This window comes from Rothia sp. HMSC068F09 (genome assembly GCF_001812775.1).
In the GTDB taxonomy this organism is placed as follows: domain Bacteria; phylum Actinomycetota; class Actinomycetes; order Actinomycetales; family Micrococcaceae; genus Rothia; species Rothia mucilaginosa_A.
This window is the reverse complement of record NZ_KV810427.1, coordinates 98,089-124,794: the sequence shown is the minus strand read 5'-3', so window position 1 is coordinate 124,794 and position 26,706 is coordinate 98,089. Positions and strand designations below refer to the sequence as shown.

General features: G+C 63.0%; 24 protein-coding genes. 13 read left to right on the top strand and 11 right to left on the bottom strand.

What is annotated here, in order from left to right; translation table 11 throughout:
* The 7 genes from HMPREF2874_RS06260 to HMPREF2874_RS06230 form a co-directional block, all read left to right on the top strand.
* Nucleotides 1–427 (top strand): DUF6318 family protein (locus HMPREF2874_RS06260; protein WP_246823785.1); only part of this gene is annotated, 427 nt, incomplete at its 5' end.
* A 2-nt stretch (nt 428–429) separates the two neighbouring features.
* Complete coding sequence (locus tag HMPREF2874_RS06255) at nt 430–1,308, top strand: DUF6318 family protein (protein WP_070649471.1); 879 nt, start codon at nt 430–432, stop codon at nt 1,306–1,308.
* Between the two features lie 69 nt (nt 1,309–1,377).
* A complete protein-coding gene (locus tag HMPREF2874_RS06250; RefSeq protein WP_070649469.1) occupies nt 1,378–1,944 on the top strand; it encodes a histidyl-tRNA synthetase in 567 nt (188 codons plus the stop codon).
* 244 nt (nt 1,945–2,188) lie between these two features.
* Nucleotides 2,189–2,965, top strand: a complete 777-nt coding sequence (gene tpiA / locus HMPREF2874_RS06245; RefSeq protein ID WP_070649467.1) for a triose-phosphate isomerase — start codon at nt 2,189–2,191, stop codon at nt 2,963–2,965.
* Between the two features lie 279 nt (nt 2,966–3,244).
* A complete protein-coding gene (locus HMPREF2874_RS06240) occupies nt 3,245–3,709 on the top strand; it encodes a hypothetical protein (RefSeq protein WP_070649464.1) in 465 nt (154 codons plus the stop codon).
* A 108-nt stretch (nt 3,710–3,817) separates the two neighbouring features.
* Nucleotides 3,818–4,075: a preprotein translocase subunit SecG gene (gene secG, locus HMPREF2874_RS06235; RefSeq protein ID WP_049334137.1), complete on the top strand. Its 258-nt coding sequence runs from the start codon at nt 3,818–3,820 to the stop codon at nt 4,073–4,075.
* A 526-nt stretch (nt 4,076–4,601) separates the two neighbouring features.
* Nucleotides 4,602–7,244: a TerD family protein gene (locus HMPREF2874_RS06230; RefSeq protein WP_070649462.1), complete on the top strand. Its 2,643-nt coding sequence runs from the start codon at nt 4,602–4,604 to the stop codon at nt 7,242–7,244.
* Between the two features lie 86 nt (nt 7,245–7,330).
* Here the strand turns inward: HMPREF2874_RS06230 and HMPREF2874_RS06225 are convergent, their stop codons facing one another.
* From HMPREF2874_RS06225 to HMPREF2874_RS06195, 7 genes are all read right to left on the bottom strand, one after another.
* Nucleotides 7,331–8,431, bottom strand: coding sequence for a 6-phosphogluconolactonase (locus tag HMPREF2874_RS06225; protein WP_049334142.1), 1,101 nt, complete (start codon nt 8,429–8,431; stop codon nt 7,331–7,333).
* On the bottom strand, nt 8,424–9,410 hold the full coding sequence (locus HMPREF2874_RS06220; protein WP_070649461.1) for a glucose-6-phosphate dehydrogenase assembly protein OpcA: 987 nt from the start codon (nt 9,408–9,410) through the stop codon (nt 8,424–8,426). The genes HMPREF2874_RS06225 and HMPREF2874_RS06220 overlap by 8 nt, the downstream gene beginning before the upstream one ends.
* Nucleotides 9,407–10,954 carry a glucose-6-phosphate dehydrogenase gene (gene zwf, locus HMPREF2874_RS06215; protein ID WP_070649460.1) on the bottom strand — a complete coding sequence of 516 codons (1,548 nt, stop codon included), beginning with the start codon at nt 10,952–10,954 and terminating at the stop codon, nt 9,407–9,409. The genes HMPREF2874_RS06220 and zwf overlap by 4 nt, the downstream gene beginning before the upstream one ends.
* A 214-nt stretch (nt 10,955–11,168) precedes the next feature.
* Nucleotides 11,169–12,272 (bottom strand): transaldolase, encoded by a 1,104-nt coding sequence (gene tal / locus HMPREF2874_RS06210; RefSeq protein WP_070649458.1) that lies wholly within the window; start codon nt 12,270–12,272, stop codon nt 11,169–11,171.
* A 146-nt stretch (nt 12,273–12,418) separates the two neighbouring features.
* Nucleotides 12,419–14,521: a transketolase gene (tkt, locus tag HMPREF2874_RS06205; RefSeq protein WP_070649456.1), complete on the bottom strand. Its 2,103-nt coding sequence runs from the start codon at nt 14,519–14,521 to the stop codon at nt 12,419–12,421.
* Nucleotides 14,522–15,227: 706 nt separating this feature from the next.
* On the bottom strand, nt 15,228–16,085 hold the full coding sequence (locus HMPREF2874_RS06200; RefSeq protein ID WP_049334147.1) for an ABC transporter permease: 858 nt from the start codon (nt 16,083–16,085) through the stop codon (nt 15,228–15,230).
* Nucleotides 16,082–17,170, bottom strand: coding sequence for an ABC transporter ATP-binding protein (locus HMPREF2874_RS06195; RefSeq protein WP_168165158.1), 1,089 nt, complete (start codon nt 17,168–17,170; stop codon nt 16,082–16,084). The genes HMPREF2874_RS06200 and HMPREF2874_RS06195 overlap by 4 nt, the downstream gene beginning before the upstream one ends.
* 166 nt (nt 17,171–17,336) lie before the next feature.
* Between HMPREF2874_RS06195 and HMPREF2874_RS06190 the strand changes: the two genes are divergently transcribed.
* The 5 genes from HMPREF2874_RS06190 to HMPREF2874_RS06170 all read left to right on the top strand — a co-directional run bounded on the left by HMPREF2874_RS06190 (nt 17,337) and on the right by HMPREF2874_RS06170 (nt 22,199).
* Nucleotides 17,337–18,236 carry a helix-turn-helix transcriptional regulator gene (locus tag HMPREF2874_RS06190; RefSeq protein ID WP_070649451.1) on the top strand — a complete coding sequence of 300 codons (900 nt, stop codon included), beginning with the start codon at nt 17,337–17,339 and terminating at the stop codon, nt 18,234–18,236.
* An 84-nt stretch (nt 18,237–18,320) separates the two neighbouring features.
* Nucleotides 18,321–19,778, top strand: a complete 1,458-nt coding sequence (gene sufB / locus HMPREF2874_RS06185) for a Fe-S cluster assembly protein SufB (protein WP_049342817.1) — start codon at nt 18,321–18,323, stop codon at nt 19,776–19,778.
* Nucleotides 19,778–21,052 carry a Fe-S cluster assembly protein SufD gene (gene sufD / locus HMPREF2874_RS06180; protein ID WP_070649450.1) on the top strand — a complete coding sequence of 425 codons (1,275 nt, stop codon included), beginning with the start codon at nt 19,778–19,780 and terminating at the stop codon, nt 21,050–21,052. Before sufB ends, sufD begins: the two co-directional genes overlap by 1 nt.
* Nucleotides 21,053–21,070: 18 nt before the next feature.
* Nucleotides 21,071–21,829 (top strand): Fe-S cluster assembly ATPase SufC, encoded by a 759-nt coding sequence (gene sufC / locus HMPREF2874_RS06175; protein WP_070649448.1) that lies wholly within the window; start codon nt 21,071–21,073, stop codon nt 21,827–21,829.
* Between the two features lie 40 nt (nt 21,830–21,869).
* Entirely contained in the window at nt 21,870–22,199 is a 330-nt protein-coding gene (locus HMPREF2874_RS06170) for a metal-sulfur cluster assembly factor (RefSeq protein WP_049342815.1), read from the top strand.
* 214 nt (nt 22,200–22,413) lie between these two features.
* Here the strand turns inward: HMPREF2874_RS06170 and HMPREF2874_RS06165 are convergent, their stop codons facing one another.
* Nucleotides 22,414–22,914 carry an HD domain-containing protein gene (locus HMPREF2874_RS06165; RefSeq protein WP_049334154.1) on the bottom strand — a complete coding sequence of 167 codons (501 nt, stop codon included), beginning with the start codon at nt 22,912–22,914 and terminating at the stop codon, nt 22,414–22,416.
* A gap of 577 nt (nt 22,915–23,491) precedes the next feature.
* On the opposite strand from HMPREF2874_RS06165, the gene HMPREF2874_RS06160 reads away from it, so the two are divergent.
* Nucleotides 23,492–24,346, top strand: coding sequence for a DUF4253 domain-containing protein (locus HMPREF2874_RS06160; RefSeq protein ID WP_070649446.1), 855 nt, complete (start codon nt 23,492–23,494; stop codon nt 24,344–24,346).
* Between the two features lie 104 nt (nt 24,347–24,450).
* Here HMPREF2874_RS06160 and HMPREF2874_RS06155 read toward each other — a convergent pair whose 3' ends face one another.
* Genes HMPREF2874_RS06155 through HMPREF2874_RS06145 form a run of 3 tightly spaced genes read right to left on the bottom strand, consistent with a single transcriptional unit; the run spans nt 24,451 to nt 26,656 of the window.
* Nucleotides 24,451–25,137: an energy-coupling factor transporter transmembrane component T family protein gene (locus HMPREF2874_RS06155; protein WP_070649443.1), complete on the bottom strand. Its 687-nt coding sequence runs from the start codon at nt 25,135–25,137 to the stop codon at nt 24,451–24,453.
* Complete coding sequence (locus HMPREF2874_RS06150; RefSeq protein WP_070649441.1) at nt 25,127–26,008, bottom strand: energy-coupling factor ABC transporter ATP-binding protein; 882 nt, start codon at nt 26,006–26,008, stop codon at nt 25,127–25,129. Before HMPREF2874_RS06150 ends, HMPREF2874_RS06155 begins: the two co-directional genes overlap by 11 nt.
* Before the next feature lie 30 nt (nt 26,009–26,038).
* The gene (locus HMPREF2874_RS06145; protein WP_070649440.1) at nt 26,039–26,656 is read right to left on the bottom strand and encodes a biotin transporter BioY; all 618 of its coding nucleotides are present in this window, start codon (nt 26,654–26,656) and stop codon (nt 26,039–26,041) included.
* Nucleotides 26,657–26,706: the final 50 nt, after the last annotated feature.

The window sequence follows — 26,706 nt, the reverse complement described above, 5'->3', positions numbered from 1 at the left end:
CGGTCACCCACACTCAACTCGGAAGAGCCACTATTATCAATGCCAAAACTATATGCTTTTGGCATCCGATTCGCGACGCCTCGAATATGCAATGACCGCCGAAGAACTATTCTTCCCCGCCATTCAAGATATCTTTGACGACGGGAAAGGCTGGGTCATCACCCCCAACCAACAAATCTTGACCATGCATATCCTTGAGGCGCAGCCGCGCATCCATAATGAAGAACAAAAAATCTTCGACTGGAACGTCAAATTCGACATCCTTCCCGAAGCAAAAGTCTTCCGGAAAGACACCGGGCAGCTACAGCCCATCACCGAATTCGACACGCGCGGACTCCTTCGCGACGGAGCAATCCACGGGACCTTGCGCTCGCGTTTCCTCGATCCCGGATGGGATATTCACTTCATCCCCGAAAAGGAGGTATAACCATGGGACCCCAACGTAAGGAACAGGAGACGAGCGCCCAGCAGAATTCCTCCCAGGAAGCTCATCCGGTATCTTCTGGTCAGCTACTTGCTCATCAGTCGGAGTCACGGAAGCCCCGTTTTTCTCGTCGTACCCTCGCTGTAGCAGGCGTGGGCACCCTCGGTGCCCTCTTCGTCGGTCGACAGGCCGGTATCCTCGCCACCAATGAGGAAAAGCACGAAGCGCGCCTTCTTAAACGGGATAGAGCACTTATCGGGCTGGCACCTGAACAAAAATTTGATGATTATGTCGACGGTGGAAGTTCATCCGGTCTGCTCGTGTACACCGCCTATGAACGTAAAGGCAGGTACGTGCCCGCGACCGAGGAGCGTGCGGCCCAGAATGTGCCCTACCCCGTTCTGCAGCCAGGTATTGATGAATATAGTCGCGGCGGTTTTTATACTTTCCAAGCATATTTTTATGCTGCCTTGAACTATTTCTACTATACGGGAGATACCAAACCACTATCCGAAGTAGTTACCCCTGAAAAAGTGGTATCTCAAGAGATTCTTGAAATGTATCAGAGAAACCTTGGGTGGATTGTTTCTGCCCAGGATCTCTACCAGGTAAGAATTAGGATTCCCGGAATCGGTACGCGGTCTAAAAACCGCCGCAAGATATATCAATACCAGGGATCCACCTTTATCCCTGAAGATGCATATTTCTATGTACAACAGACAGGAGAGAAACTACCTATCAATAAGTTCTTGAAGACCGGCGAGGAAGAATATGTATTCCTTTATGCTGAGCACCTGCGCGGCCGCTGGGTGCTGGTGGAAGACGATAAGGACGCCACGCCGCTGTACCCTCCGGGATTCTCCCTCGAAGGGCTAGAGGTATAAGAATCCACCTTCTCGGTAGCCGCACGACATCACCAGTAACCACACCACACCAACCACCCTAGGAGACATATGGAACAGTCACCCCAGAACCCCGGCGCGCCCGCGCAGGACAGCGCCGTGCAGGGTAGCCCCTCGCCGGAGAATACTGCGCAGAGCAACGCTGCAGAAAGCACCGCGGTAGAAGCTACTGCGGCACCTACCGCAACCGCCCTCCAGAGCCCCGCGCAAGACCCCGCCGTAGATGGTGCCGCCTCCACGTCTCCCAGCGAAGCAGTAGCGACCCAGAACGCTCCCGCAGAGCCTAAACGCATGGGCCTGTACTCGCTTATCTGCCTCCCCATCGGTGGATTCATGGCCTACTTCATCGCAGCTTCTCCCTACCTCTGGATGTACTACGCCTATTGGGGATCTTCCTCGATAGCAACGGCTACTCTCATCATTTCGTTTGTTGTTTTGCTGTGCGTATGCTTCACCTACTGTGCTCTTGCGGCGCTCATCGTTGAGAAGATCGCTACCCGAAAACTGCCCTGGAAGCGTTCCCTCGCCATAAGTGCGCGTGCTACCGCGCTTCTTGTGATAGTTCTGACGATTGTCTTCTTCTGCTACACGTCGTACCTTCTCCGAGGCGGCTACTAACACACCACAGACAAGCACCACCGGCAGAATACCGGCAGGGTAGAGCCCTCTATGCTCCACCCTGCCGGTACTTCGTATCCGGGGTTCCGCGCAATCAGCGAACACGGGGTGAGAATAGTCAACGTGAAGCATAAAACCGCGCCGAACCAGTGAAAATATGCCGCCAACCCTCTAAAATGGGAAAGGAAAATTCCGAACAACAACCCCGCACGGCATACCGCGCGGGACAGCTAAGGAGCGAACTATGTCGCGTAAGCCCCTCATCGCAGGCAACTGGAAGATGAACCTCAACCACGCAGAGGCAGTCACCCTCGTCCAGAAGCTCGCATGGACCCTCGACGACGCAAACTTTGACTTCTCCGCAACCGAAGTTGCCGTCTTCCCGCCCTTCACCGACATCCGCTCCGTGCAGACCCTCGTCGAGGGCGACAAGCTGGACATCCTCTACGGTGGCCAGGACCTCTCCGTCCACGACTCCGGCGCATACACCGGCGAAATCTCCGGCGCATTCCTCTCCAAGCTCGGCGCAACCTTCGTGCTCGTCGGCCACTCCGAGCGCCGCACCTACCACCACGAAAGCGACGAGCTGTGCGCAGCAAAGGTCCAGGCAGCCTACAAGCACGGCCTGACCCCCGTCCTCTGCGTCGGTGAGCCCCTCGAGGTCCGCGAGGCAGGCACCCACGTCGAGTACACCCTCGAGCAGCTGCGCGGCTCCATCGCTGGTCTGACCGCAGAGCAGGCAGAGACCCTGGTCGTCGCCTACGAGCCCGTCTGGGCCATCGGCACCGGCAAGGTCGCAACCGCAGACGACGCGCAGGAGATGTCCGCAGCTATCCGCGCAGAGATCGTTAAGCTCTACTCCGCAGACGTTGCCGAGAAGGTCCGCGTTCTCTACGGCGGCTCCGTCAAGTCCTCCTCCGCACCCTCCATCATGGGCAAGGAAGACGTGGACGGCGTGCTCGTCGGCGGTGCATCCCTGCAGGCTGAAGAGTTCGCAGCAATCGCACGCTTCGACGCATAAAGCTTCGACGCATCACGGCGTTTCATAGTGTTACGGCGCTCGGCCGGGTACCCACCTGACCGGGCGCCGCGCCTTTTAATTTAACCGCGCTTCTTCACGGGTGAACCTCCGTAAGTCCGTGAGTTTCGGCAGCAAAGTGGCGGGGGAGTTGGGCTAAGGGGAGTCCCGCTAACCGGCGATGCGCGGCCGGTGGGCGATACGCCGGGGCCCGTTCGCCCCTCGCCGCAAAACCCGCCCGGAACGTGCCCGCCGCACGGTTCACCCCGTACACTTAACGGCATGTTCAGCTTCGGATTCTCCCTCATCATCGCAGGCCTCATCGGCACGATGCTCTTCCTCTACATCCGCAACCGCAGGGTCAGCGCCCCGCGCCTACCCGGCAATGACGGCGGCAACCTCGGCTACGCGGGCAGCGAAGAGTACAGGGAGCCCTCACCCGAATACCAGTACTTCGAAAGCCGCCGCGACGAGTTCCTCGACCGGCTCTACAGCCGCACCTCCTCGCCCGAAATCCCCGTGACCCTCACCCTGCGCGACTGGGTGGACCAGGGCTTCTACGCCGGAGGAGGCGCCTACTGGGCGGCCGCGCAGCAGTTCACCTACTACCTCATCGACGGCGGGTACGTGCGCGCCTACGACACTGAGGGCGATGAGCTCACCGCCCAGCGCGTGCTCACCGACCGGCCCGCGGCCCTGCAGCTGACCCCCAGCGAGTACCAGCGCCGCACCAACCGCGCCGTCTAAAAACCTAATCAACGTGACCGAACGGCGACGGTAGCGTATAGTTAAACCGTCTGTCTGCAACGCGAAAGCCGCAGACCCCGCCCGAAGAATGACTACAGGAAGGTCCCCATGGACGTCATCATGAACGTACTCATGGTCATTATTGCCATCACCAGCGTGATTGCAGTGCTGCTTGTGCTGCTCAACCGCGGTCAGGGCGGCGGCCTCTCCGACATGTTCGGTGGCGGTATGACCAACTCCCTGAACTCCTCCGGTATGGCGTCGAAGAACCTGATTCGCCTGACCGTGACCGTAATCGTCATCTGGGTTATCGCAGTGGTCCTGTACGGCCTGGCCCTGCGCTTCAACGGCCAGATTGTGGTCTAGCCTGATTTCCCCTTCACGGGTGAACGGATAGAGCTTCTCCCCGGCATTTCTCAACCGAGAATGTCGGGGATTTTTTATGCACGCAACCCCGTGTACCCAACCTCGTGCACGAACCCTCGTGCACCCAACCCCACTCACAGCCCCGTGACGGAACGGCTTGACCGCCGTCGCGGGGCGGGAGTACTCTATAGGTAATGGCGGATCATGAAGAGTCCTACTTTCTGAAATATCTTTTTCTTATATTTATCGGATTCTTCGCTTCCCGCCATTTTTCTTTTAACCCTCGTTCCCGCGCGGCCGGCAGGATAAGCGGCTAATGGACAAGCACGCAGCGGATAAACAAGCGACGGATAAACGCCGCCCCGGCTCCGCGGCACGTAACGGCCGGCTGCTCCCCGCGAATACGCACCCCCGCAGGTCACCGATGACCAAACCCAACGACAACCCGCGCCCACGCCGCTACGATAAGAACATAAACACACCACCGACGGCGACAGTCGGGTGAGACCAACGGAAAGGACGACCCGTGACTACCCCCTACGACGCATCCCCCTACCTGCAGGAATCACCCTACCTCAACGAATCCGCCTACCTTCACGGTGAAGCACCCGAAGGCCTCAGCCCCCTCGTGCGCCTCATCCTGATGCGCCGCTACGGCGTGTACGTCTTCACCGACCTGTACGACCCCTCCTACCGCTCGAACTACTCGAGCATTAATGAGCGGCACCAGGCCGGCGTATTCGACACCGACCTGGGGCGAGTGTCCGCCCTGAGCAATTGCGGCCTGACCCTCAGCGAGGAATCTCTCGCCCAGGCGTTGAAGGCTAGCACCAACGAATTCGCTCTATTCTTGACCATCTGGTCCTACGAGTACGGGTACCGTCCCGGCCGCGTGTTCCGCCGCGACTTTGATCTGCGCGCCCTGACGCTCACCGAGGAGCAGCGCTACACCGAGCAGATCATGCACTACCTCTCCAACCCGTACTACAACCCGGACGGCACCGAGCGCATCGTTGGCGGCCTGCCCGAGAACTACGTGCCCTACGAGTGGCAGCAGCCGATGAGCCGTACCAACCTCATCGGCATGGAACGCAACCGCCGACCCCTGCAGATGGTCAGCGGCGTGCAGAACGCCCTGATTATGGCGGGTGCCCTATACCAGCAGCTGCTCGGTCAGCAGCAGGCGTACAACCAGACCGACCAGCGCGACCTTGTGGCGCTGCGCCGCTTCCTCGCCCAGCATGATGCGCTGCCGGGTGAGCGACCTGAGAACACCAGCCGCGAGAACCGCGTGTTCATTGCCGCCTGCCTGCACCCCGAAGACGCTGAGCACCTGCGCACCATGAAGGAGGCGCTCGCCCTCGCCGCCGCATACTCGCGCCTGCGGTTCAACGGCACGGTGGGCGACCTGAGCCTGAGCACCGCCCCGCGCCTGAAGCTGCGCCGCAACGAACGCACCCGCATCGCGCACCTGCTCAACCGGGTGCTGGAGGCCGACCCGGTCGGTGCCCGCTACGACAGCGCGCCCGCCGCAGAAATGTATAAGCGCCTCGTCAAGGCGATTCACCCCGGCGACTACCCGTCGCTGACCGCGCTGAGCCGCTGGGCTGACGAGCTGTACCGCGGTGAGGTGTACAGCTTCGAGTCGCTGGTGGACCGCGCCTACGCAACCCGAGATGCCCAGAACGTGGCTCGTCTGCTGTCCACGCGTCCGGGCGTGTTCGCGCGCCAGCTGGTGCGTGCCCTGGATGCTTTTGAGGCGCCGCGCTACGGCATCGACACCGCACCGAGCCCCGGCCAGCAGGTCATCTTTGACGCGTTTGCTGCCGTGGCGCCGCGCGTATCCGCGCCCATCCTGGTGCAGATTCGCAACCTGGTGACCCTACAGCGCAACGCGCTCGCAAACCCGCCGAAGGAGCGCCCCGCCAACCCGGTCGCGGTGCAGGAAGAGCAGGAGCTCGCTGACTACGCGCGCCGCAACCCGGAGGGCGTCGCGAGGGTTCAGAACATCATGCAGAACGCGGGCATCCCGAACCCGCTGGGTTCGTTCTTCGGCGCTAATTCCGGTCCGGAGAACCCGATGCGTTCTATCCCGGTTGGTTCTGAGAGCCCCGCGAACCAGCGCGAGGAGCGCCGCAAGGCATCAGCTCAGAAGGCTCAGCCTGCCGCCCCGCAGCGCATGAACCTGTCCAAGACCGGCATCGCCACCATGATTCCGGCGCGCGAGTACAGCCCGGCGGTGCTGGACCTGCTGGAGCGCCTGGTTGAGATTGGCCTGTCCGGCCGCCTTGCCGAGACCAGCATCTACCTGCCCGAGCAGGTGGGGGACATGGTCATGCCGCTGAACACACGCAGCGCCCGCCCCTCCCTGGACGGCATGGGCCGCTACAACACCTCCGCGGTGCACCTGCCGCCCACCGGCGTGATTCGCCTCTTCTGCTTCTGGGATGAGGGCGTGGACATTGACCTGTCGCTGATGATGTTCGACGCTGAAGGCAACTACATGGACAAGATCAGCTACTGGTCGCAGACCGCTAAGAACAGCCAGGGCGCCATTTACGCGCACCACTCCGGCGACATTACGGACGGTACCGGCGGTGCCTGGGAGTATATCGACATTGAGGCGCGCAAGGCGCTCAAGGCGGAGGTGTGCTACCTCGTGCCGGTGGTGCAGCTGTACTCCGGCTTCGGGCAGACAAGTACCCTGGACGCGGTGAACGACCTGCAGGCGGGCTTCATGGTCGTGCCCGCCGTGGGTGTGGGTGAAGTGCACGAGGTGAGCCAGGTGCACACCAAGTTCGCCCTGCGCGCTGAGAGCCGCGGCGTGTTGCCGTTCATCGTGGACCTGCAGAACCGCGACCCGTACGACATTCCCGATGAGACTGACGCCATCGTGAAGGTGACGGACATCGGCCTTGCCCGCGGCATTAACGTGCTGCAATCCGGCGCGAACATCACCGCCGTGCGTGAGCACTTCGACTGGGCGCAGCCGATGACGGTGCGCGAGTACCTGCAGCTGACCGGCGCGAAGCTCGCCCCGACCGCAGAGGAGGCACAGGAGGTGCTGGAGGCGACGGTCCCGTCGCTGACGGCACTGTACGTGGGCTTCGAGGCGGATGAATCTTCGGAGGAGTACGAACCGCAGAGTCCTGCCGCCGCTGAGCAGTAGCGCGGCATAGCAAAAGGGTGGAGCCCCGGATAGGTGACTATCCGGGGCTCCACCCTTTATTTTGATATGCAGTTTAGAACCGAACCTTACGGGCGGTTCTCAGGAGCCAGCGACTCCTCAGTAGCAAAAATCAGGGTCTGCTTCTTACCGCGCGCACCCACCGCCGGGGTCTCCAGCAGCAGCTCCGCGTTCAGGTCCTCAGCGTCCAGCTTCGCGCCAGCCAGCAGGCGGCTAGTCGCATCCTGCTTATCCTCACCGGTGATGAGGAAGAAGACGTTGCGGGAGTTATTGATAATCGGCAGGGTTACCGACACGCGCTCAGCCGGGGGCTTCGGTGAGTCAGAAACCATCACTGTCACGGCCTTACCGCCCTCAACCGGGTCCTCCGGCAGGCCGGTGCCCAGCAGAACCTGCTTGCGGCCCGGGAACAGGGAGGCGATGTGGCCGTCCGGGCCCATGCCCAGCAGGGTGATGTCAAAGACCGGGGCAGGCCACTGACCACCGCCACCACCGCAGCAACCGCCGCCACCGCATCCGCAACCACCGGCGGATTCGGCAGCCTCAGCGGCAGCGTCAAAGTCTTCGAGAGTGGTCTCTTCGAGGGACTGCTCGGGTGCGGAAGAACCGCAACCGCCGCCACCACAACCACAGCCGCCGGAGCCCCCATGCTCATGACCCGCGCCGCCACCGTGACCGCCAGCCAGCGGCAGCTCGGTTGCGCCCTCGGGCATCTGCACGCTCACAGCCGGTGCAGAACCGGCGTAATCACGCATCTCAAAGGCGTAGTGCTCAGCCGCAGCCTCAAGACCGGTGAAAATATCGGAGGGGCCCATACGGTGCACATTGCCCACCACCAGGCCGTGCGAAAGCAGGGGAGCGAGCAGCGCCTCAATAGCCTGACCGTCGTTACGTTCGGGGCTACGCTCGGGCACGAAACGCTCATCGGAGAACCAGAAGTGCACGCGCGACCAGTCGATATCCTTCACACGCTCGTTCTCAGCCCACGCCTTCAGGGTGGCGATACCCATGGTGCCGCCGGTCAGCGAAATGTGGGCAATCGTGCGCTCAGAGAGCACGTGCTCAATGATGTCGAGGATGCGGGTCACCGCGTCCGCGGCGAGAGCCTCGCGGGTCGGGTGTGCCACCAGGACGGGGGTGGAAGAACCCATGTTCTGAATCTTAGGCATCGAAAACCTCCGGGTATTCTTCGAGGTCCAGCATGTCTTCGGGCTGGCAGGTGTCATCGACGAGGGTGACAGTGCGCAGCGCCTGCTTCAGCACGTCACCGTAGGTGTCGTCCGGGTCGAGGCGGCGCAGCTCCTCAGAGATGCACTCGGCGAGGGTACGCACCGGCAGAGCAATCTGCTGATCGGGTGCGTACGGGGTGGAAATGGTCGCCACGGACACGCCGGGGCGGAACATGGTCACCGAACCGTCTTCACGCTCAATGCTGACGCGGTACAGGCCGCGGTTCGCCGCGCCAATGGTGGCGAGGTGAACGGGTGCGTTGAGCTTCCAGCCGAGCCAGGTACCGAGCAGAACCACGGACGGGGACTTGCCCGAACCCCACACGACCACGCGGCGCACGGGGGAGGATGGCACCTGTTCCAGGAGCGCAGCCAGCTGGGTGCGCCACAGGGTGAGGCGGGTCCATGCCAGGTCGGTGTCGCCGGCACGGAACACCTCGGCGAGGTGCTTGAGGGCTTCCTTCGGGTCTGCTGCACGCGCCGAGTCGGTGATGCGGCGCTGCGCGATGCGACCGATGGAGTGCTGTGCCGGGTTCTCGGGTACCGAGTGCGGCCACCAGACCACGATGGGGGAGTCCGGCAGCAACAGACCGGAGATGAGTGCCTCGGTCGGGCGGGATGCGCTACCCCAGCCACGCAGAACAATCATCTCGGATGCGCCGGTGTCGCCGCCGAGGTGGATTTCTGCATCCAGCTGGTCGGGGTCGAGCGGGTCATGCGAAATGTGCACGATGACGCGGCTCGGGTGCTCGTGGGAGGCACGAATTGCCGCGCGCATTGCCTCGCGGGAGTGGCCCTTCTCGGCGAGCACGACGAGGGTGAGCACGCGTCCGCTGCTGAGGCTGCCGTTGTTGGCGCGCAGCTGGCTCAGTTCCTTGTTGATGGCGGAAACGGTGGTGTGGTGCAGATGCGAGATCACGGGCGCCTCCAAGCGCGGTTGTCGCGTTCGAGCATTTCGTGTGCCGAACGCGGACCCCACGAACCGGACTCGTAGGGTTCAGGCTTAATGCGGTTTTCTTCCCAGTACTCTTCGAAGGGGTCGAGGATCTTCCAGGAGAGCTCAACTTCTTCGTGGCGGGGGAACAGCGGCGGCTCGCCGAGCAGAACGTCCAGGATGAGGCGCTCGTATGCTTCGGGGGATTCCTCGGTGAAAGAGTGGCCGTAGCCGAAGTCCATGTTCACGTCGCGGATTTCCATCTGGGTGCCGGGCACCTTCGCGGAGAAGCGGATGGTCATGCCTTCGTCGGGCTGCACGCGGATGACGATGGCGTTCTGGCCGACCTGCGGGTTCTCGCGTTCGCCGAAGAGGCGGTCGGAGGACTTCTTGAAAATCACGGCGATCTCGGTGACTCGACGGCCCAGACGCTTGCCGGCGCGCAGGTAGAAGGGGGTGCCTTCCCAGCGGCGGTTGGCGATGGAGAGTTTCAGCGCGGCGAAGGTTTCGGTGCGGGAATCGGCGGGAATGTCCTTCTCGTCGAAGAAGCCGTTGACGTGCTCGCCGCCCTGGTAGCCTGCGGAGTACTGGCCGAGCGCGAAGGAGTTCGGCAGGTCGTCGATGCGCACGGCCTCGAGGACCTTCGCCTTTTCGGCGCGCAGGTGCTTAGCGTCCAGGCTGAGGGGCTCTTCCATGGCGGTGAGGGCGAGCAGCTGCAGCAGGTGGTTCTGGATGACGTCGCGGGCCGCACCCACGCCGTCGTAGTAGCCTGCGCGGGAGCCGATGCCGATGTCTTCAGCCATGGTGATCTGCACGTGGTCCACGTAGTGGGAGTTCCAGAGGGGTTCGAACATCTGGTTGGAGAAACGCATCGCCAGGATGTTCTGAACGGTTTCCTTACCCAGGTAGTGGTCGATGCGGAACACGGCGTCGGGCGGGAAGACCGCCTCCACGATGGAGTTCAGCTCGCGGGCGCTCTCAAGATCGTGGCCAAAGGGCTTCTCAATGACGACGCGGCGCCAACCGTCGACGGGGTTGACGGTGTCTTCGTCGCGCGATGCCAGGCCGTGCTCGGCCAGCTTTGTGAGGACCTGCTCGAAGGCCTTCGGGGGGATGGAGAGGTAGAAAGCGTGGTTGCCGTGTGCGCCGCGCTCGTCAAGCTCGGCGAGGGTGCTCTTGAGCTTCTCGAAGGCTGCGTCGTCGTCGAAGGCGCCTTCGACGAATCGCATACCCTGCTGGAACTGGTTCCAAACGTCCTCGCGGAAGGGGGTGCGGGCGTTTGCCTCAACAGATTCACGCACGTAGTCGCGGAAGTCGTTGTCGCTCCAGGGGCGGCGGCCGAAGCCGACGAGGCCGAAGCTCGGCGGGAGCAAACCGCGGTTCATGAGGTCATACACTGCCGGAAGCAGCTTCTTACGGGCCAGGTCGCCGGTCACGCCGAAGAAGACGAGCGCGGACGGGCCCGCGATGCGGGTGATGCGGCGGTCGCGAGGGTCCCGCAGGGGGTTCGCTTCTTGACCGAAAGTCACAATATATTCCTTTGATTGCCTTGGTTGGTGCGTGCGGCGCGCGGTTCGTACCATATCGCGCGGTGGCGATGCCGCATCGTGAAGGTGTGTACCCAGTATTGTACCGGTTTGGGGTTCGTCAGCTGGGGCCGCCCTAATCCGCCGGGCCCCACGGCGGAACCCGGCGGATTAGGGGAGTGCATCCGGCCGCCTCACGAAGGAGACGACCAACGTCTTAGCGAGCGTTGTCGAGTGCCTCGCGGACGGTCTGCAGCAGCTCTTCCCAGGAGACATCGAACTTGGACAGGCCCTCGGTCTCGAGCTTCTCGACGACCTCGGTGTAGGAGATGCCGTGCTCAGCGATGGCGTCCAGAACCTTGTTCGACTCGGAGTAGTTCGGAACGATGGTGTTGCCGGTGATCTCGCCGTGATCGGCAACGGCGTTCAGGGTTGCCTCGGGCATGGTGTTCACGGTGTTCGGTGCCACCAGGCCGGTCACGTAGAGGGTGTCGGGCAGCGAGGGGTCCTTCACACCGGTGGAGGCCCACAGCGGACGCTGCACGTTCGCGCCGTGTGCCTGCAGGCGAGCCCAACGCTCGGTGGAGAACATTTCCTCGAAGACCTCGTAGGCGAGGCGTGCGTTGGCCAGACCTGCCTGGCCCTTCAGCTCAAGGGCGTCGCCGCCGATAGCCTCCAGGCGGCCGTCAACCTCGGTGTCCACGCGGGAGACGAAGAAGGAAGCGACGGAGTGGATGGTGGACAGGTCCTTACCGTTCTCCAGCGCCTGCTCCAGGCCGAGCATGTAGGCGTTGATGACCTCGCGGTAGCGGGTCAGGGAGAAAATCAGGGTCACGTTCACGCTGATGCCTGCAGCCAGGGTCTCTGCGATGGGGCGCAGACCTTCCTTGGTTGCGGGAATCTTAATCATGACGTTTTCGCGGCCCACGCGCTCGTAGAGCTCGCGCGCCATCTTTGCGGTGCCCTCGGCGTCGCGTGCCAGGCGGGGGTCAACCTCGATGGAGACGCGACCGTCAAAACCGTTGGTGGACTTGTAGATGGGTTCGAACACGTCGCAGGCGTTGCGCACGTCATCGCAGGTTGCCGCGAAGACGGCTTCCTCGACGTCGGCACCGGCGGCGGCCAGCTCACGCATCTGCTCGGCGTATGCGGCGCCCTTGGAGAGCGCGCCCGCGAAGATGGTGGGGTTGGTGGTCACACCGACCACGTTGTGGGTCTTGATGAGCTCGGCGAGGTTGCCGCTAGTCAGGCGCTCGCGGGAGAGGTCGTCAAGCCAGATGGAGACACCGGCGTCGGAAAGCTTCTGAGTGGACTCAGACATGGATAAAACCTTCGATTCTTGAATGAGGAAATGAAAAAGTATTGGAGGGACGCGATAGCGGGCCCGGGCGCCCCTCGTAGCGGGGCGCCCGGATCATTCGCGTCGAGCCTGCCGGAACCGTTGCGTTCCGGGGGCACGAGTATCGCTTACTTGGCGGCGGCGATGGATTCCTTAGCGGCCTCCACGACGGCCTCGGCGGTCACGCCGAACTCGCGGTACAGGGTCTTCGCATCGGCGGAAGCACCGAAGTGCTCGATGGACACGGCGCGGCCCGCGGAACCGAGCAGGTCGTACCAGCTCATGGCCAGGCCGGCCTCGACGGAGACACGCGCTGTCACAGAGGAGGGCAGAACCGACTCGCGGTATTCCTCGCTCTGCTCTGCGAACCACTCGCGCGAAGGCATGGAGACAACGCGAGCCGCGATGCCCTGCTCGGCGAGGGTTGCGCGAGCCTGGACGGCCAGCTCAACCTCGGAACCGGTGGCAATCAGGATGACGTCCGGGGTGCCCTCGGTGTCAGCCATGATGTAGCCGCCGCGTGCGGTGCCCTCTGCGGAAGCGAACTTCTCGCCCTCGGCGTCGGGGTGCACATCCTCACGAGCCCAGACGGGCAGGTTCTGGCGGGAGAGCACGAGGCCCGCGGGGCGGTCCTTCTTCTCCATGATGGTGCGCCACGCGACGGCGGTTTCGTTAGCGTCCGCGGGGCGAACCACGTCGAAGCCGGGGATAGCGCGCAGGGAGGAGAGGTGCTCGATGGGCTGGTGGGTCGGGCCGTCCTCGCCCACACCGATGGAGTCGTGGGTCCACACGTACAGCGAGGGAACACCCATCAGGGCCGAGAGGCGAACCGCCGGACGCTGGTAGTCGGAGAACACGAAGAAGGTGCCCGAGAACGCGCGGGTCGGCGAGGAGAGCACGATGCCGTTCACAATCGCTGCGGCGGCCTGCTCGCGAATACCGAAGTGCAGCACGCGACCGTAGGGGTTCGCGGTCCAGTCTTCGGTGCTGCGCGATGCCGGGTTGAAGGAATCCGCGCCCTTGATGGTGGTCAGGTTCGAACCGGCCAGGTCGGCGGAGCCGCCCCACAGCTCGGGGAAGGTCTCGGCGATAGCGTTAATGACGGTGCCGGATGCCGCGCGGGTTGCCACGGAGGTGCCGGCCTCGAACACGGGGAAGGCGGCCTTGTAGTCGGCGGGCAGCTCGCCCGCGACGAGGCGCTTGTACAGTGCGGCGCGCTCGGGGTTAGCCTTGGCCCAGGCCTCGAACTTCTCGTCCCAGGCCTTGTGGGCGGCGGCACCGCGCTCGCGCAGCTGACGGGTGTGCTCGAGCACGTTCTCCTCGATGAAGAAGCTCTTGGCGGGGTCGAAGCCGAGCACCTCCTTGGTGGCGGCAACTTCCTCGGCACCGAGCTTGGAGCCGTGCACTGCGCCGGTGTTCTGCTTGTGCGGTGCGGGGTAGCCGATGATGGTGCGCAGCTCGATGAACGAGGGCTTGTCGGTGACGGCCTTCGCGCGCTCAATAGCGGCGTACAGTTCTGCGACGTCCTCGACGTACTCGCCGGTGCGGGTCCAGTCCACGCGCTGAACGTCCCAGCCGTAGGACTCGTAGCGCTTGGCCACGTCCTCGGTGAAGGCGACGTCGGTGTCTTCCTCAATGGAGATGTGGTTGCGGTCCCAGACGACAATCAGGTTGCCGAGCTCCTGGTGGCCCGCAAGCGCGCTGGCTTCGGCGGTGACGCCTTCCTGCACGTCACCCTCGGAGGCGATGACGTAGACGTGGTGGTCGAACGGGGAGGTACCCGGGGCGGCCTCGGGGTCGAACATGCCGCGCATACGACGCTGTGCGTAAGCGAAACCAACGGCGGAGGCCAGGCCCTGACCGAGCGGACCGGTGGTGATTTCAACGCCCTTAGTGTGCTTGTACTCGGGGTGGCCGGGGGTGAGGGCACCCCAGGTGCGCAGCTCCTCCAGGTCCTTCATCTCGAGGCCGTAGCCGCCGAGGAACAGCTGGGTGTACAGGGTCAGGGAGGTGTGGCCGGGGGAGAGGATGAAGCGGTCGCGGCCTTCCCAACGGTCGTCGGCCGGGTCCTGGTTCATGACCTTCTGGAACAGCAGGTAGGCGACCGGGGCCAGGCTCATCGCGGTGCCGGGGTGGCCGGAGCCGACCTTCTCCACGGCGTCGGTGGCAAGGATGCGGGCGGTGTCAACGGCTCGCTGATCGGTTTCTGTCCACTGGAGGTTTTCTGCCACGTGGGTGTCCTTTCGCAAGGGTGAGTGGATGCGCCAGCGGCTAGGTGCTGACGCCCTGTCCATGGGGCGTAACGGTACCCCGGGGGTGTTTATTCCGCGCGGTGCGTTCCGGCGGGTGCCCCGGAGGCTGGTTGCGTCCTTTTCGTTTAACAAGGATAGTTCACTCCGCCGCACTATCTGATGTGAGGGTGTGTACATTCACAGGGTGGGACGCCGTCCGCCCGAGAGCGCCGGGTGAGCGCACCGTTGAGGCGGTGCCGAATCGGCGCGGAATCGGTGCGGCGCGGGCTTCCTTCAGCTATAAGAGATTTTGAGGGGTGGTAAAGCTCATGTTAAGGTTGAGCGGGAAGGTTGCGGACCGAGACAGTGGTTGGGTCGGTCCGCCCCTCGGTGATTAAAGCCCCTCCTCCGAACATGAACGTGATGGAGTCCAACTGTGGTGGTTGGACTCGTGGTTCGGCAGGAGGGGGCTTTCTTTTTAACCCCGAATTTAACCCCGAACGCCGGCAGCCGGGTTTGGCTGCGCGGGTGCCTCTGAAACTCCCGCGCCTGTTCCCCGGCTTGCTAGCGACCCCTCGCTGGCAGCCGCGCCCGGACACGGCAATGCCCCGCGGCTTTCGAATTATTCGAAAGCCACGGGGCATCGGGTGAAGTACCGGTCGTGAAGCACCAGCCATAAAGCGCAGGTCGAAGGGGGTCGGTCAGGCTAGTCGGACCACTTGAACTTGCGCGAGGCAATCAGGCCGAGAATGACGGTCCAAACCGTCAGAACCCAGTGCGGGTCCGCCATCCACTGGTGGTGAATGAAGTTGCCGCGCAGGGCCTCGCCCAGAGCCGCCGAGGGGAACCAGGACACGATCGCGCCGTACCAATCGGGGAAGGAACTGAGCGGGAACAGCACACCGCCCGCGCCGGCCAGAACCACCCAGGCGATGTTCACAATCGCGAGGGTCGCCTCCGCTCGCACCGTACCGGCAATCAGCAGACCCAGCGCCGTAAAGGCCGCCGCACCCAGCAGCAGGGTGAGGAAGGCTCGCGAGAGGGCGATGGCGTCCGGACGCCAACCCAGGCCGTACCCGACCACGCCCACGAGCACGAACTGGATAATCAGTACGACCACCACGGCGATGCACTTGCCCAGAATCAGGCCGTTGCGGCCCAGGGGAGTGGTCGCCAGAAAGCGAAGCACGCCGTAGCGGCGGTCGAAGCCCGTCGCGATGCCCTGGCCCGACAGCGCAGTGGAGATGACGCAGAGGGCCAGCACGCCGGGGACCGCCGCATCCATACGCGAAACCCCCACCGAATGGGCGTAGTCATCAATTAGGCCCGTAAAGCGCAGGCCCAGAAGCGCCATGACGGGGAAGATGATGTTCAGCATCAGCTGTTCGCCGTTGCGGAGCATCGCCATCGTCTCGTAGCGGCCCTGCTCAATCACGCGCACGAGCGGGTAGTTCGCGCGGGGCGGGATGTACTCCTCATCCTCGTCGATGGCGACGCCCCGGGCTGAGGTATCCGCCGCAGCGCTTGTGCTCTGCTCGCGGTCGGTAGAAGCGGTGGGGCTCATCGAATATCACGTCCTGAAATGTCGAGGAAGACGTCCTCGAGGGTCTTCGGTTCCATCTTGAGAGAAATTGGCATGAGGTAGCGTTCGGCCAGCGCCGCGGTGAAGGCCGCCAGGTGCTCCGCGCGCAGGGGGCCGACGAGCTCGTACTCGCCGGTCACGGCCGGGTGCTCCTCCGAGGCGGGAACGTAGGGGACCGTCTCGATGAGTTTCACGCCGGCCCGCAGGTGTGCCGGGAGCAGCTCCTCGCGGCTGGGGGTGGGAGCGTCCAGGGTGTAGCGCAGCCGGTTCGTGCCGTCGTTAGCGATCAGCTCGGGAACGGTGCCCTCCTGCACGGTGGTGCCGTCCTCGATGATGTACACGTAATCGGCGAGCTTCTGCGCATCGTCAATCAGGTGCGTGGTGAGCACGATGGCCACGCCGCGCTCGCGCTGTTCGCGAATAATTTCGAACACGACGTTGCGCGATTGCGGGTCCAGGCCCGCGGAGGGCTCGTCGAGGAAGAGCACGTCCGGCTTGCCGATGAGGGCCGCCGCGAGCGCCACACGCTGCTTCTGGCCGCCCGAGAGTCGCCGAATCGTGGTGCCGTTGAACGCGTCAATGCCCAGGCGGTGCGCGAGCTCTTCAACCGGGTAGGGGTCGGTGTACATGCTTGCGATGTGCTCGAGCAGCGGGATGGGGTGCATGGCGTTGGGCAGGCCGCCGTCCTGAAGCATGATGCCGACCTTGGCGCGCAGCTCGGGGTCCGCCAGGAGGGGGTTCTCGCCGAGTAGGCGCACGGTACCGCGGGTGGGCTTGAGCAGACCCTGGGCGCAGGCGAGGGTCGTGGTCTTACCCGCACCGTTCGCGCCGAGAAGAACCACCACTTCGCCGGGGAAGACACGCAGATTCACCCGGTTGACGGCGCGGTAGTAGCCGCTTGCGGTGAGTCGTTCGGGGTGCTTATTGCGGAACGCCCGGGAGGGCTTGAACTCTTTAATAAGGTCCTTGACGCTCAGCGCCGGTTCTTCGGCGACGGTGAGCCTGCGCGCAGTGGGGGAGGAGACTGTCTCCTCTGAGCGGTCCGCGCGTGCGGTGGTGGTCTCCATGGGCATAACTTTCGATTTATTCGCGTGATATACCCCTATATTCTATGCACCACCTCACGTACTCAGCACATTTTTAAGACGATCAACATTCAGCTTCAGGTAAAAAAGTCAGCAAGTAGGAAGACCTAACTAGCCAAAGAAAAAACAATTAGGACATACTTTATTTGTGTATTCCGTGAACAAGACATCTCAGCGCTCCTCCGAGCGTGAGGCGCAGACCCGAAGCAGCACCCGCGGTGCAGCATCGGGTTCTCATAGTGCTTCCAGTAAAAAGTCCTCCGCGGCACGCACATCCAAGCGTAAGGCCGAGGCCGAGGAACGCACCCGGGACCGCGTGCTCCGCGGCGTTCTTAACCACGGACCGGTATCCGCCGCAAGCCTGGGGGAGCTGCTCAGCCTGACCCCCGCCGCGGTCCGCCGCCACCTGGACGCCCTCGAATCGAGCAACATGATTGAGGTCGCCCCCATTAAGAAGCACGGCGCGGGTGCCGGACGACCGGCCCGCCGCTACGTGATTGCCCCGCAGGGGCACGAGCGGCTCGGCAACGACTACCTGCTCATCGCACGTAACGCCCTGCAGATGCTACGCGATACCGTCGGCGACGGGGCGCTGGAGGCCTTCGCCTCCGCCCGCGCGGCCGAGATGGAGGCGCGCTACCGCCCGGTGGTGGAAGCCGCCGGAGACAACGTGGCCGCCCGAGCTAAGGCGCTCGCCGAGGCCATGAGCAGGGACGGTTTCGTGGCCACCGCGCAGGTGACCGAACCTCCCGTGGGTCGTAGCGTGCCGGAGCACTTCCTCGCGAGTATCCAGCTGTGCCAGGGCCACTGCCCGGTTCGCGACCTGGCCGAAGACTTCCAGGTCTTCTGCGAGCAGGAGACCGGGATTATTTCTGATCTTCTGGGCGTTGATGTTCGCAGGCTCTCCACGATGGCCTCGGGCGCGCACGTGTGCACCACGCACGTGCCGCTGAACCGAGAGACCGTGGCGGAGAACGCGAAGTCGACGAAACCAGCCACGCCGACCGAGCCCGATGACGGCACGCCGGCTGAGAAGCCGAGCGTCTAGCCGGCGGCTCGAACCCCAAGGACTACCGCGCCTGCATCCGGCAGGTGGCGGAGAGAATGTAATAACCATCGAAGAAAGGCCGTAATGACTGAGAAAGTTGGGCAGAACGCCAACGATACCGTCATTTCAGAGATCCTGGAGATGAACCCCGAACTCGAGGGCATTGGTAACTACGAGTACGGTTGGGCAGACTCCGACGAAGCAGGCCAGGTAGCAAAGCGCGGCCTGGACGAGGACGTCGTGCGTGACATCTCCGCGAAGAAGAACGAACCCCAGTGGATGCTGGACATGCGTCTGAAGGCGCTGAAGTTCTTCGAGCGTAAGCCCATGCCCACCTGGGGTGCGGATCTTTCCGAAATCGACTTCGACAACATCAAGTACTTCGTGCGTTCGACCGAGGGTCAGGCCGGCTCCTGGGAGGAACTGCCCGAGGATATCCGCACCACCTACGAGCGCCTGGGTATTCCCGAGGCGGAGCGTAACTCGCTGGTTGCTGGTGTGGCTGCACAGTACGAGTCCGAGGTCGTGTACCACCAGATTCGTGAGGACCTGGAGAAGCAGGGCGTGATCTTCGTCGACACCGACACCGGTCTGCGCGAGTACCCCGAGCTGTTCAAGGAGTACTTCGGCTCCATCATCCCGATTGGTGACAACAAGTTCTCCGCGCTGAACACCGCAGTGTGGTCCGGTGGTTCCTTCGTGTACGTTCCCCCGGGAGTTCACGTTGAGATTCCGCTGCAGGCCTACTTCCGTATTAACACCGAGAACATGGGCCAGTTCGAGCGCACCCTGATCATTGCTGACGAGGGCTCTTACGTTCACTACATCGAGGGCTGCACCGCCCCCGTGTACAAGTCCGACTCCCTGCACTCCGCAGTGGTTGAGATTGTGCTGAAGAAGAACGCCCGCGTTCGCTACACCACGATTCAGAACTGGTCGAACAACGTCTACAACCTGGTGACCAAGCGTGCGGTTGCGCACGAGGGTGCCACCATGGAATGGGTGGACGGCAACATCGGTTCGAAGGTCACCCAGAAGTACCCCGCCGTCTACATGGTTGGCGAGCACGCCAAGGGTGAGACCCTGTCCATCGCGTTCGCTGGTGAGGGTCAGCACCAGGACACCGGTTCGAAGATGGTTCACATCGCCCCGAACACCTCCTCGACCATCGTGTCTAAGTCCGTGGCCCGTAACGGTGGCCGTAGCGCCTACCGCGGCCTGGTTCAGGTGCGCGAGGGTGCTAAGCACTCCAAGTCCTCCGTGGTGTGTGACGCCCTGCTGGTGGACACCATCTCCCGTTCTGACACCTACCCCTACGTGGACGTGCGCGAGGACGATGTGACCATGGGTCACGAGGCGACGGTTTCCCGCGTCTCTGAAGACCAGCTGTTCTACCTGATGCAGCGTGGCCTGAGCGAAGAAGAAGCAATGGCGATGATCGTTCGCGGCTTCGTTGAGCCTATTGCCCGCGAGCTGCCGATGGAGTACGCACTCGAACTGAACCGCCTGATCGAACTTCAGATGGAAGGATCTGTGGGCTAATGCCGACCAACGAAGAAACTCTGGGTTACCACTCCCCGATCATCCCCGGTATGGACCAGGAGGGCGAGAAGCTCGCCACCGAGTTCGCCCACGATGACACCCTGTACCGTGCCACCGAGGCACACCACCAGGGCTCCAACCCGAACAACATCCAGAAGGTGCTGGAGGCATCCCGCGCCGAGCGTAAGACCTCCTACAACGTGGAGGACTTCGCTCCGCTGACCGGCCGTGAAGAGGATTGGCGCTTCACCCCGCTGAAGCGTCTGGGTGGCCTGCACCTGGAGAAGCTGACCGGCACCGCACCGGCACCGAAGGTGACCGCACCCGAGCAGGTTAAGGTTGAGACCGTCTCCCGCGAGGACGAGCGCATCGGCTCCGCCGGCGTTCCCGAGGATCGCGTGGCGGCTAACGCCTGGTCCAGCTTCTCCGAGGCAACCGTGGTGACCATCCCCGCCGAGGCCGAGCTGTCCGAGCACGTCGAGATTGATATCGACGGTACCGGCAACGAGCCCGCCGCCCAGCACATCGTGATTGAGGCTAAGCCCTTCTCGAAGGCCGTCGTGGTTCTGCGCCACACCGGTTCCACCGTGCTCGCGCAGAACATCGAGTTCGTGGTGGGCGATGAGGCCGAGCTGAACGTCGTGTCCGTCCAGCAGTGGGCTGACGACGCCGTCCACACCTCCGCACAGTACGCTAAGCTGGGCCGCAACTCCCGCTTCAAGCATGTGGTGGTTTCCCTCGGTGGCGACCTGGTGCGCGTGACCCCCTCGACCAAGTTCACCGCCCCCGGTGCCGAGACCGAAATGTACGGCCTGTACTTCGTGGACGCCGGCCAGCACATTGAGTCCCGCCTGTTCGTGGACCACTCCGTGCCCAACTGCAAGTCTCGCGTGACCTACAAGGGCGCGCTGCAGGGCAAGGGCGCACACTCGGTATGGGTTGGCGACGTTCTGATTGGTAAGGACGCTGAAGGCACCGACACCTACGAGCTGAACCGTAACCTGCTGCTGGAAGTTGGCCCCCGCGCCGACTCCGTGCCGAACCTGGAGATTGAGACCGGCCTGATTGAGGGCGCCGGCCACGCATCCACCACCGGCCAGCTCGATGAGCAGCACCTGTGGTACCTGCAGGCCCGCGGTATTCCGGAGGCTGAGGCCCGCCGTCTGGTGGTGCGCGGCTTCCTGAACGAGGTCATTCAGCAGATTCGCGTTCCCGAACTTGAAGAGCAGCTCACCGAGGCCCTTGAGGCAGAGCTCGCACTCAGCAACAACTAAGCTTTACCAGGAGAAATAATGTCTACTCTTGAAATCAAGGACCTTCACGTCTCGGTCATCCTCGATGACGAAACCACCAAGCCCATCCTCAAGGGCGTTAACCTGACCATCAACTCGGGCGAGATTCACGCCATCATGGGCCCCAACGGTTCCGGTAAGTCCACCCTGGCTTCGACCATCGCCGGCCACCCCAAGTACCAGGTTGATTCCGGCCAGATTCTGCTGGACGGCCAGGACATCACCGAGATGAGCGTTGACGAGCGTGCCCGCGCCGGCCTCTTCCTCGCAATGCAGTACCCGGTTGAGATTCCCGGCGTGACCATGTCGAACTTCCTGCGCTCCGCAAAGACCGCAGTGGACGGCAAGGCTCCCTCCCTGCGTACCTGGACCAAGGACGTTAAGGAAGCCATGAAGAACCTGGAGATTGACCCCGACTTCATCGCACGTAACGTGAACGAGGGCTTCTCCGGTGGTGAGAAGAAGCGCCACGAGATTCTGCAGCTCGAGCTGCTCAAGCCCAAGTTCGCCATTCTCGACGAGACCGACTCCGGCCTGGACGTCGACGCTCTGAAGATTGTGTCCGAGGGCGTGAACCGCGCTCACGAGGCTAACGACATGGGCGTCATGCTGATTACCCACTACACCCGCATCCTGCGCTACATCAAGCCGCAGTTCGTGCACGTGTTCGTGGACGGCAAGATGGTTGATCAGGGCGGCCCCGAGCTGGCTGACCGCCTGGAGGAAGAGGGCTACGTCTCTTACGTGGGTAAGAAGTAACCTGCTTTCCGTCACCGGATTCGACAAGAAAGATTGAACTATGACTGAGACTGTGCAGGGTCGTGTTCCTCAGGAAGATATTGAGGAAGCCCTCAAGGAGGTCATTGACCCGGAGCTCGGCGTCAACATTGTTGACCTCGGCCTGCTCTACGGTCTGCGCTGGGATGAGGACGGTACCCTCATCCTGGATCTGACCCTCACCACCGCAGCCTGCCCGCTGCAGGAAGTGATTGAGGAGCAGGTGCAGGCCAACCTGGAGAACGTGGTGGATTCCTGGCGCGTGAACTGGGTTTGGATGCCGCCGTGGGGTCCGGAGCGTATCACCGAGGACGGCCGCGACATGATGCGCGCGCTGGGCTTCAACATCTAAGCTCCTAGACGCTGAATAGACACCCGCCGGGTGTGGAGAGCATATACTCTCCGCACCCGGCGGGTACTTTACATCTGCGAGGATGCAGCCGGTGCCGCCGCGCCTTAAGAATCGGTGGGGTGACGAACGAAAGCCGCCCGGTGCGTGAATCTAGTATCCACACACCGGGCGGCTTTGTTATGCTCCGAGACGCTATTCGCCGCGGCTAGAAAGGCTACTCGTTCAGGCCCAGAAGCTCCAGCGAGTGCTCGTACTTAATGTGCAGGCAGGAGCGGGTCGGCTCGTCCAGCTTTGCCAGACGGTGTGGGTCCAGGTTGTCCATGATGTCGGCACGCTTCACCAGACGGGCCAAATCGTTGGCGCGAACACGTCCCAGGTACGAAACGCGCGACTCACCGGGGCGGCGGGTCAGCGCCTCGACGGCATCCACAATCTGAGGGGAGAAGTAGCGAGCCAGGTAGGGCAACGACACTCCGGTATCTTCCACCGTGTCATGCAGCAGGGCGACAATCTGTACCTCAGCCTTCAGCTCCTCCAGGGAAGTGTCGGGAGAGGTCGAGGATGCCATCTCAGAAACGAGCTTGCGTGCCCCCAGGGCAACACGACGAGGGTGAGAGATGTAAGGCCAGCCGTTGCGGTCCGTCTGTCCCTCATGCGCCTTATCAGCGATGCTGTCTGCCAGGCGAATCATCTCTTTATAGTAGCTATTCGTCACGAGAACCTCCGTTGGTTACGACTCGATCAATTGACGCTACCGGCTATACACACCGAGGTATAGATAGCTGGTACCCCTACTGTACGGCACCCTGTCAAATACCACCAGAGAAACGCCATAAGAGCGCGTAAATACGTAAATATGACGGGCTAGCCGGGAGGATCGGGAAGCTTATCGCCCGCACCTGACGTTGGGTATCATTCCAGGGAAGATGCGCTCGAGGGCGGGAGGCGCTGTGTGCGAAATTTGCGAGCGCTCGGGAACGAACGCGGGCACGGGGTCGGACGGCCCAACCGGGCGCCGGCTCAGTCCCGCTCGGTAGGCCCCCGCGACGGGGGAAGGCGACCCGCCCTTTCGTCTCAGCAGCCGACCAAAAAATTCCAAACTTTTTTCGGAAGATTTGTTCGCCGAAACCGCCCAATACAACGAACGTTTAGACCCGTTTGGAGCTCACCGATAGCAGCTCATCAAACGAAAAAAACGCGCGATTCGGAGGGGTGCTCCGGGGAACTAAAAACCCCCTTTTTTCCCCGGAAATAAGCGCTAAACTTGGGGTAACCAAACATCGGAGAACACCATGGCAGAGCTCTACGAGCGCTTCGTCGCCCTGTACCCCTACCCCCACGAGCGAATCCGCCACGGCGCCCCACGAGCCGAACTCAACCGGCGATACCTCGAACACCTCTACGAGGGCAAGAATAAGGGAATAACCCCCATCGTGGTTGCCCTTGACTCCACCCTGCTCGGGACCATTGAGAACAACGTATCCATGCGCACCTCAACACCCGTCGGGGAGATTACCGCTGACACGATTCAGCAGTACGCGGTTGAGCTCCTCGTGGCCCAGCATAAACACCTGCGACAGGTTGGCGTGGAACGGGCCGCGCACGAGGCTTTCCGGAGCCTCAACGAGACCACCTACCTGAACGTCTACCGGCACCTCATGGAACACGGTGAGCTCAGCGAGGAAGACCTCAACGCACCGCTGGACGCGGAATACCCCTTCGAGCTGACCGCCGGGGTCCTCAATGAGAAGGTCAAGGCCACCGATATCGAGCGGGCCTCCGAACTTCTCATCGTGGACATGCCGGTTCAGGTTGCTTCCGACGTCTTCGCGTACTTCCCCTTCGGCGGCTGGGACGTCAGCCCCGCCCCCGAAACCATGCTGGCCATCGCCCGCTACTGGCTGGAACGCGACGACGCCTACCCGGCGGTCATCGCGGCCGAATTCATCGAGTTCTACACGCCGGTTCCCGTGACCACCCGCCGCGACACCGAGATTCTGGCGGTCGAGCACACGATGGTCTCCTCGGCGATGCCGGTGCGCGTCTACCGCGGCTTCGACAAGCTCGTGGAGGCGCTCTACGGCCAGCACGACTGGTACCTGTGGTGGGAGCAGCTCCCGGCGGCAGTGGTCGTCGAGACGCCCTAAAGGCGGCTGAACTCAACCCGGGGTAAAAGCGTAAGGGCGGGGTGACTCTTCACCCCGCCCTTACTCTCTGCGCGGGTTTACCGTGCGTCACCGCCCCAATCCGCCTATTTCAGCTCGTCCACACGACGCGCCCGCAAAGCCCGAGCGGTCGCCGTCGCGTAATCCACCGCCTGCACCACCCAGGGAATCAGTAGGCGCCAATACATGCGCCGCGGAAGGCCACGCGCCACCGCCGCCCGCTGCAGGGCACCCCAGCGGTCCACGAGCGCCGGGATGGAACGAATCATGAGGGCAATCAGCAACCCCAGACGCTCGGGCGAAAGACCCATAAAACGCAGGGGCGAGCACAGCCGCACAAAACCGTCAATCAGAACCGGCAGGGGAGTACTCACCAGCAGAGTACGGGAGGCGTAGAAAGCCGTCAGCATGGTCGCGATGGCATCCGCACCGGAAGCGTATTGGCCCGTCAGCACGTAGTAGGCGGCCATAATCAGCAGCAATAGCGCCAGCGTTCGGACCACCAGCCACAGCTGGGAGGCAGACACCCCAGCCCACAGCGCGCACAGCGTGGCCGCGGCCAAAGCCACCAGCGCCACCTGCCAACCGGTCACCGCCAGCACAATGAACAGCCCAAAGAAAAGCGTTCCCTTGAACCACAACGGTGCCCGATGCACCGGCGTGTTCAGCGGCTGATAGAAACCCACCAGCAGGGTGCCGGGGTTGAAGCCGGATCCACGAGAGGCGGGGCGAGGATTCACACGGGGGTTCGCGCGCGGCGTGTTAGCGCTCATGCGCGCCTCCCGCTGAATCCGTACCTTCGGTTGCCCCCTCATTCGGGAACCCCTCGGCACACCACAGCCGGTACCGCTGCACCATCTGCGCCGCATCCCCCTGAGCGAGCAGGCGCCCGTCGTGAATGATGACGGCTTCATCGCAGGAGGCCGCCAAATCCAGATCGTGTGTGCTGAGCACCAGCATCTGGTCCAGGGACTCCAGGTGCTTCAGCAACCGCGCCCGGTTCCGCAGATCCAGCAGGGTGGTCGGCTCGTCCAGCAGAAGGATCTGCGGGCCAGCCGCAAGAACGCTGGTGAGGGCCACCAGCTGCTTTTCGCCTCCCGAGAGGGTGAAGACGCTCTGGTTCTCCAGCCGCTCGAGGCCGCGCTCGCGCAGGAGCTCACGAACCCGCTCGCGGCGCTGCTCGCCGTTGAGTGCGGTTCCCTCAACGGCCGCGGCGCGGCGCAGGCTCAGGTCAATATCTTCTGCGACGGTGGGCATGATGAGCTGCGCCTCCGGCTGAGCGAAGAGCATGCCCACGCCCTCGAAAGCGCCCTGCGAGCCGATACCGTTGGAGCCGCGGCTCGGCGCCTGCAGGGTGTCCACGCCGTTGACGCGCACAATGCCCTCGTCCGGGTGGGTGAGCCCGTTAAAAAGCCCCAGCAGGGTCGATTTGCCGCTACCGTTGAGTCCCAGCACCGCGGTGCGCTTCGCAGTGAAGCGCAGGCTCACGCTCTTGAGGATACGGCGATGCCCGCCTTCGGGCAGCTCGGTGAAAACACTCACCGATTCGAGCTCGAGGGCGGGCATGCTAGTGGAGGCGCTATCCGCCTGCTCGCCCTGCACGGTCTGCGGTGTATTCTGGCGCGGGGAGCGGCGGAAAAACATAGCTTCCTCTCGGGTGGTGTGGAGGCGTCTCTAACGCTGGGTGGAAGTCAGGGACGGGAAGGCGCGGCGCACCGACAAACCGACCAGAACCGCGATGACGGACTTCACCAGATCCCAGGGGACGAATACCAAGGCCGCGTTGAACGCGGCAATAAAACTCATGTGGGCGTTCACCATCATACCGGCGATGCCGCAGACGGTCAGAACCACAAAACCGCAGAAGTTTGCCAGTAGGGCCATGAGGAAAGTGGCACCAACCGAGCGGGTGTTACGGGTGAATAGGTATGCGAGGGTGCCGGCAATGGCGGCGAAGGGCAAGAAACCCAGCAGGTAGCCGGCACTCGGGGATGCGAGCGAACCCAGGCCCGCGCCGCCCCTCGCGAAGATGGGCAGGCCGGCGAAGCCAACCAGCAGGTACAGCGCCACGGCGGCGGTGGCGCGCTTGCCGCCGAGCACCTGGGCGGTGATGTAAATACCGAGGGTCTGGAAGGTGAAGGGGACGGCGATGCCGCCGAGGCTCATGGCGGGCATGATGGCCAGGGCGGCGATGAGGGCCGCAAAGACGGCAATGAGGGAGAGGTCGGTGGCGACCGAGCTGCGGGCGGCGTCGTTGCGGCGCGGCGCGGATTCGCGTGTGGGTCCGGACATCGGCGTGTACTCCTTTGGGTACGGATTTGGTGGGTCGGCTCGGGGGGGGG

What these genes read in the sequence shown, in the direction of transcription:
- HMPREF2874_RS06255 (WP_070649471.1), top strand. Translation starts at nt 430, where the DNA reads ATGGGACCCCAACGTAAGGAACAGGAGACGAGCGCCCAGCAGAATTCC.
- HMPREF2874_RS06250 (WP_070649469.1), top strand. Translation starts at nt 1,378, where the DNA reads ATGGAACAGTCACCCCAGAACCCCGGCGCGCCCGCGCAGGACAGCGCC.
- tpiA (WP_070649467.1), top strand. Translation starts at nt 2,189, where the DNA reads ATGTCGCGTAAGCCCCTCATCGCAGGCAACTGGAAGATGAACCTCAAC.
- HMPREF2874_RS06240 (WP_070649464.1), top strand. Translation starts at nt 3,245, where the DNA reads ATGTTCAGCTTCGGATTCTCCCTCATCATCGCAGGCCTCATCGGCACG.
- secG (WP_049334137.1), top strand. Translation starts at nt 3,818, where the DNA reads ATGGACGTCATCATGAACGTACTCATGGTCATTATTGCCATCACCAGC.
- HMPREF2874_RS06225 (WP_049334142.1), bottom strand. Translation starts at nt 8,431, where the DNA reads ATGCCTAAGATTCAGAACATGGGTTCTTCCACCCCCGTCCTGGTGGCA.
- tal (WP_070649458.1), bottom strand. Translation starts at nt 12,272, where the DNA reads ATGTCTGAGTCCACTCAGAAGCTTTCCGACGCCGGTGTCTCCATCTGG.
- HMPREF2874_RS06200 (WP_049334147.1), bottom strand. Translation starts at nt 16,085, where the DNA reads ATGAGCCCCACCGCTTCTACCGACCGCGAGCAGAGCACAAGCGCTGCG.
- HMPREF2874_RS06195 (WP_168165158.1), bottom strand. Translation starts at nt 17,170, where the DNA reads ATGGAGACCACCACCGCACGCGCGGACCGCTCAGAGGAGACAGTCTCC.
- sufB (WP_049342817.1), top strand. Translation starts at nt 18,321, where the DNA reads ATGACTGAGAAAGTTGGGCAGAACGCCAACGATACCGTCATTTCAGAG.
- sufD (WP_070649450.1), top strand. Translation starts at nt 19,778, where the DNA reads ATGCCGACCAACGAAGAAACTCTGGGTTACCACTCCCCGATCATCCCC.
- sufC (WP_070649448.1), top strand. Translation starts at nt 21,071, where the DNA reads ATGTCTACTCTTGAAATCAAGGACCTTCACGTCTCGGTCATCCTCGAT.
- HMPREF2874_RS06170 (WP_049342815.1), top strand. Translation starts at nt 21,870, where the DNA reads ATGACTGAGACTGTGCAGGGTCGTGTTCCTCAGGAAGATATTGAGGAA.
- HMPREF2874_RS06160 (WP_070649446.1), top strand. Translation starts at nt 23,492, where the DNA reads ATGGCAGAGCTCTACGAGCGCTTCGTCGCCCTGTACCCCTACCCCCAC.
- HMPREF2874_RS06155 (WP_070649443.1), bottom strand. Translation starts at nt 25,137, where the DNA reads ATGAGCGCTAACACGCCGCGCGCGAACCCCCGTGTGAATCCTCGCCCC.
- HMPREF2874_RS06150 (WP_070649441.1), bottom strand. Translation starts at nt 26,008, where the DNA reads ATGTTTTTCCGCCGCTCCCCGCGCCAGAATACACCGCAGACCGTGCAG.
- HMPREF2874_RS06145 (WP_070649440.1), bottom strand. Translation starts at nt 26,656, where the DNA reads ATGTCCGGACCCACACGCGAATCCGCGCCGCGCCGCAACGACGCCGCC.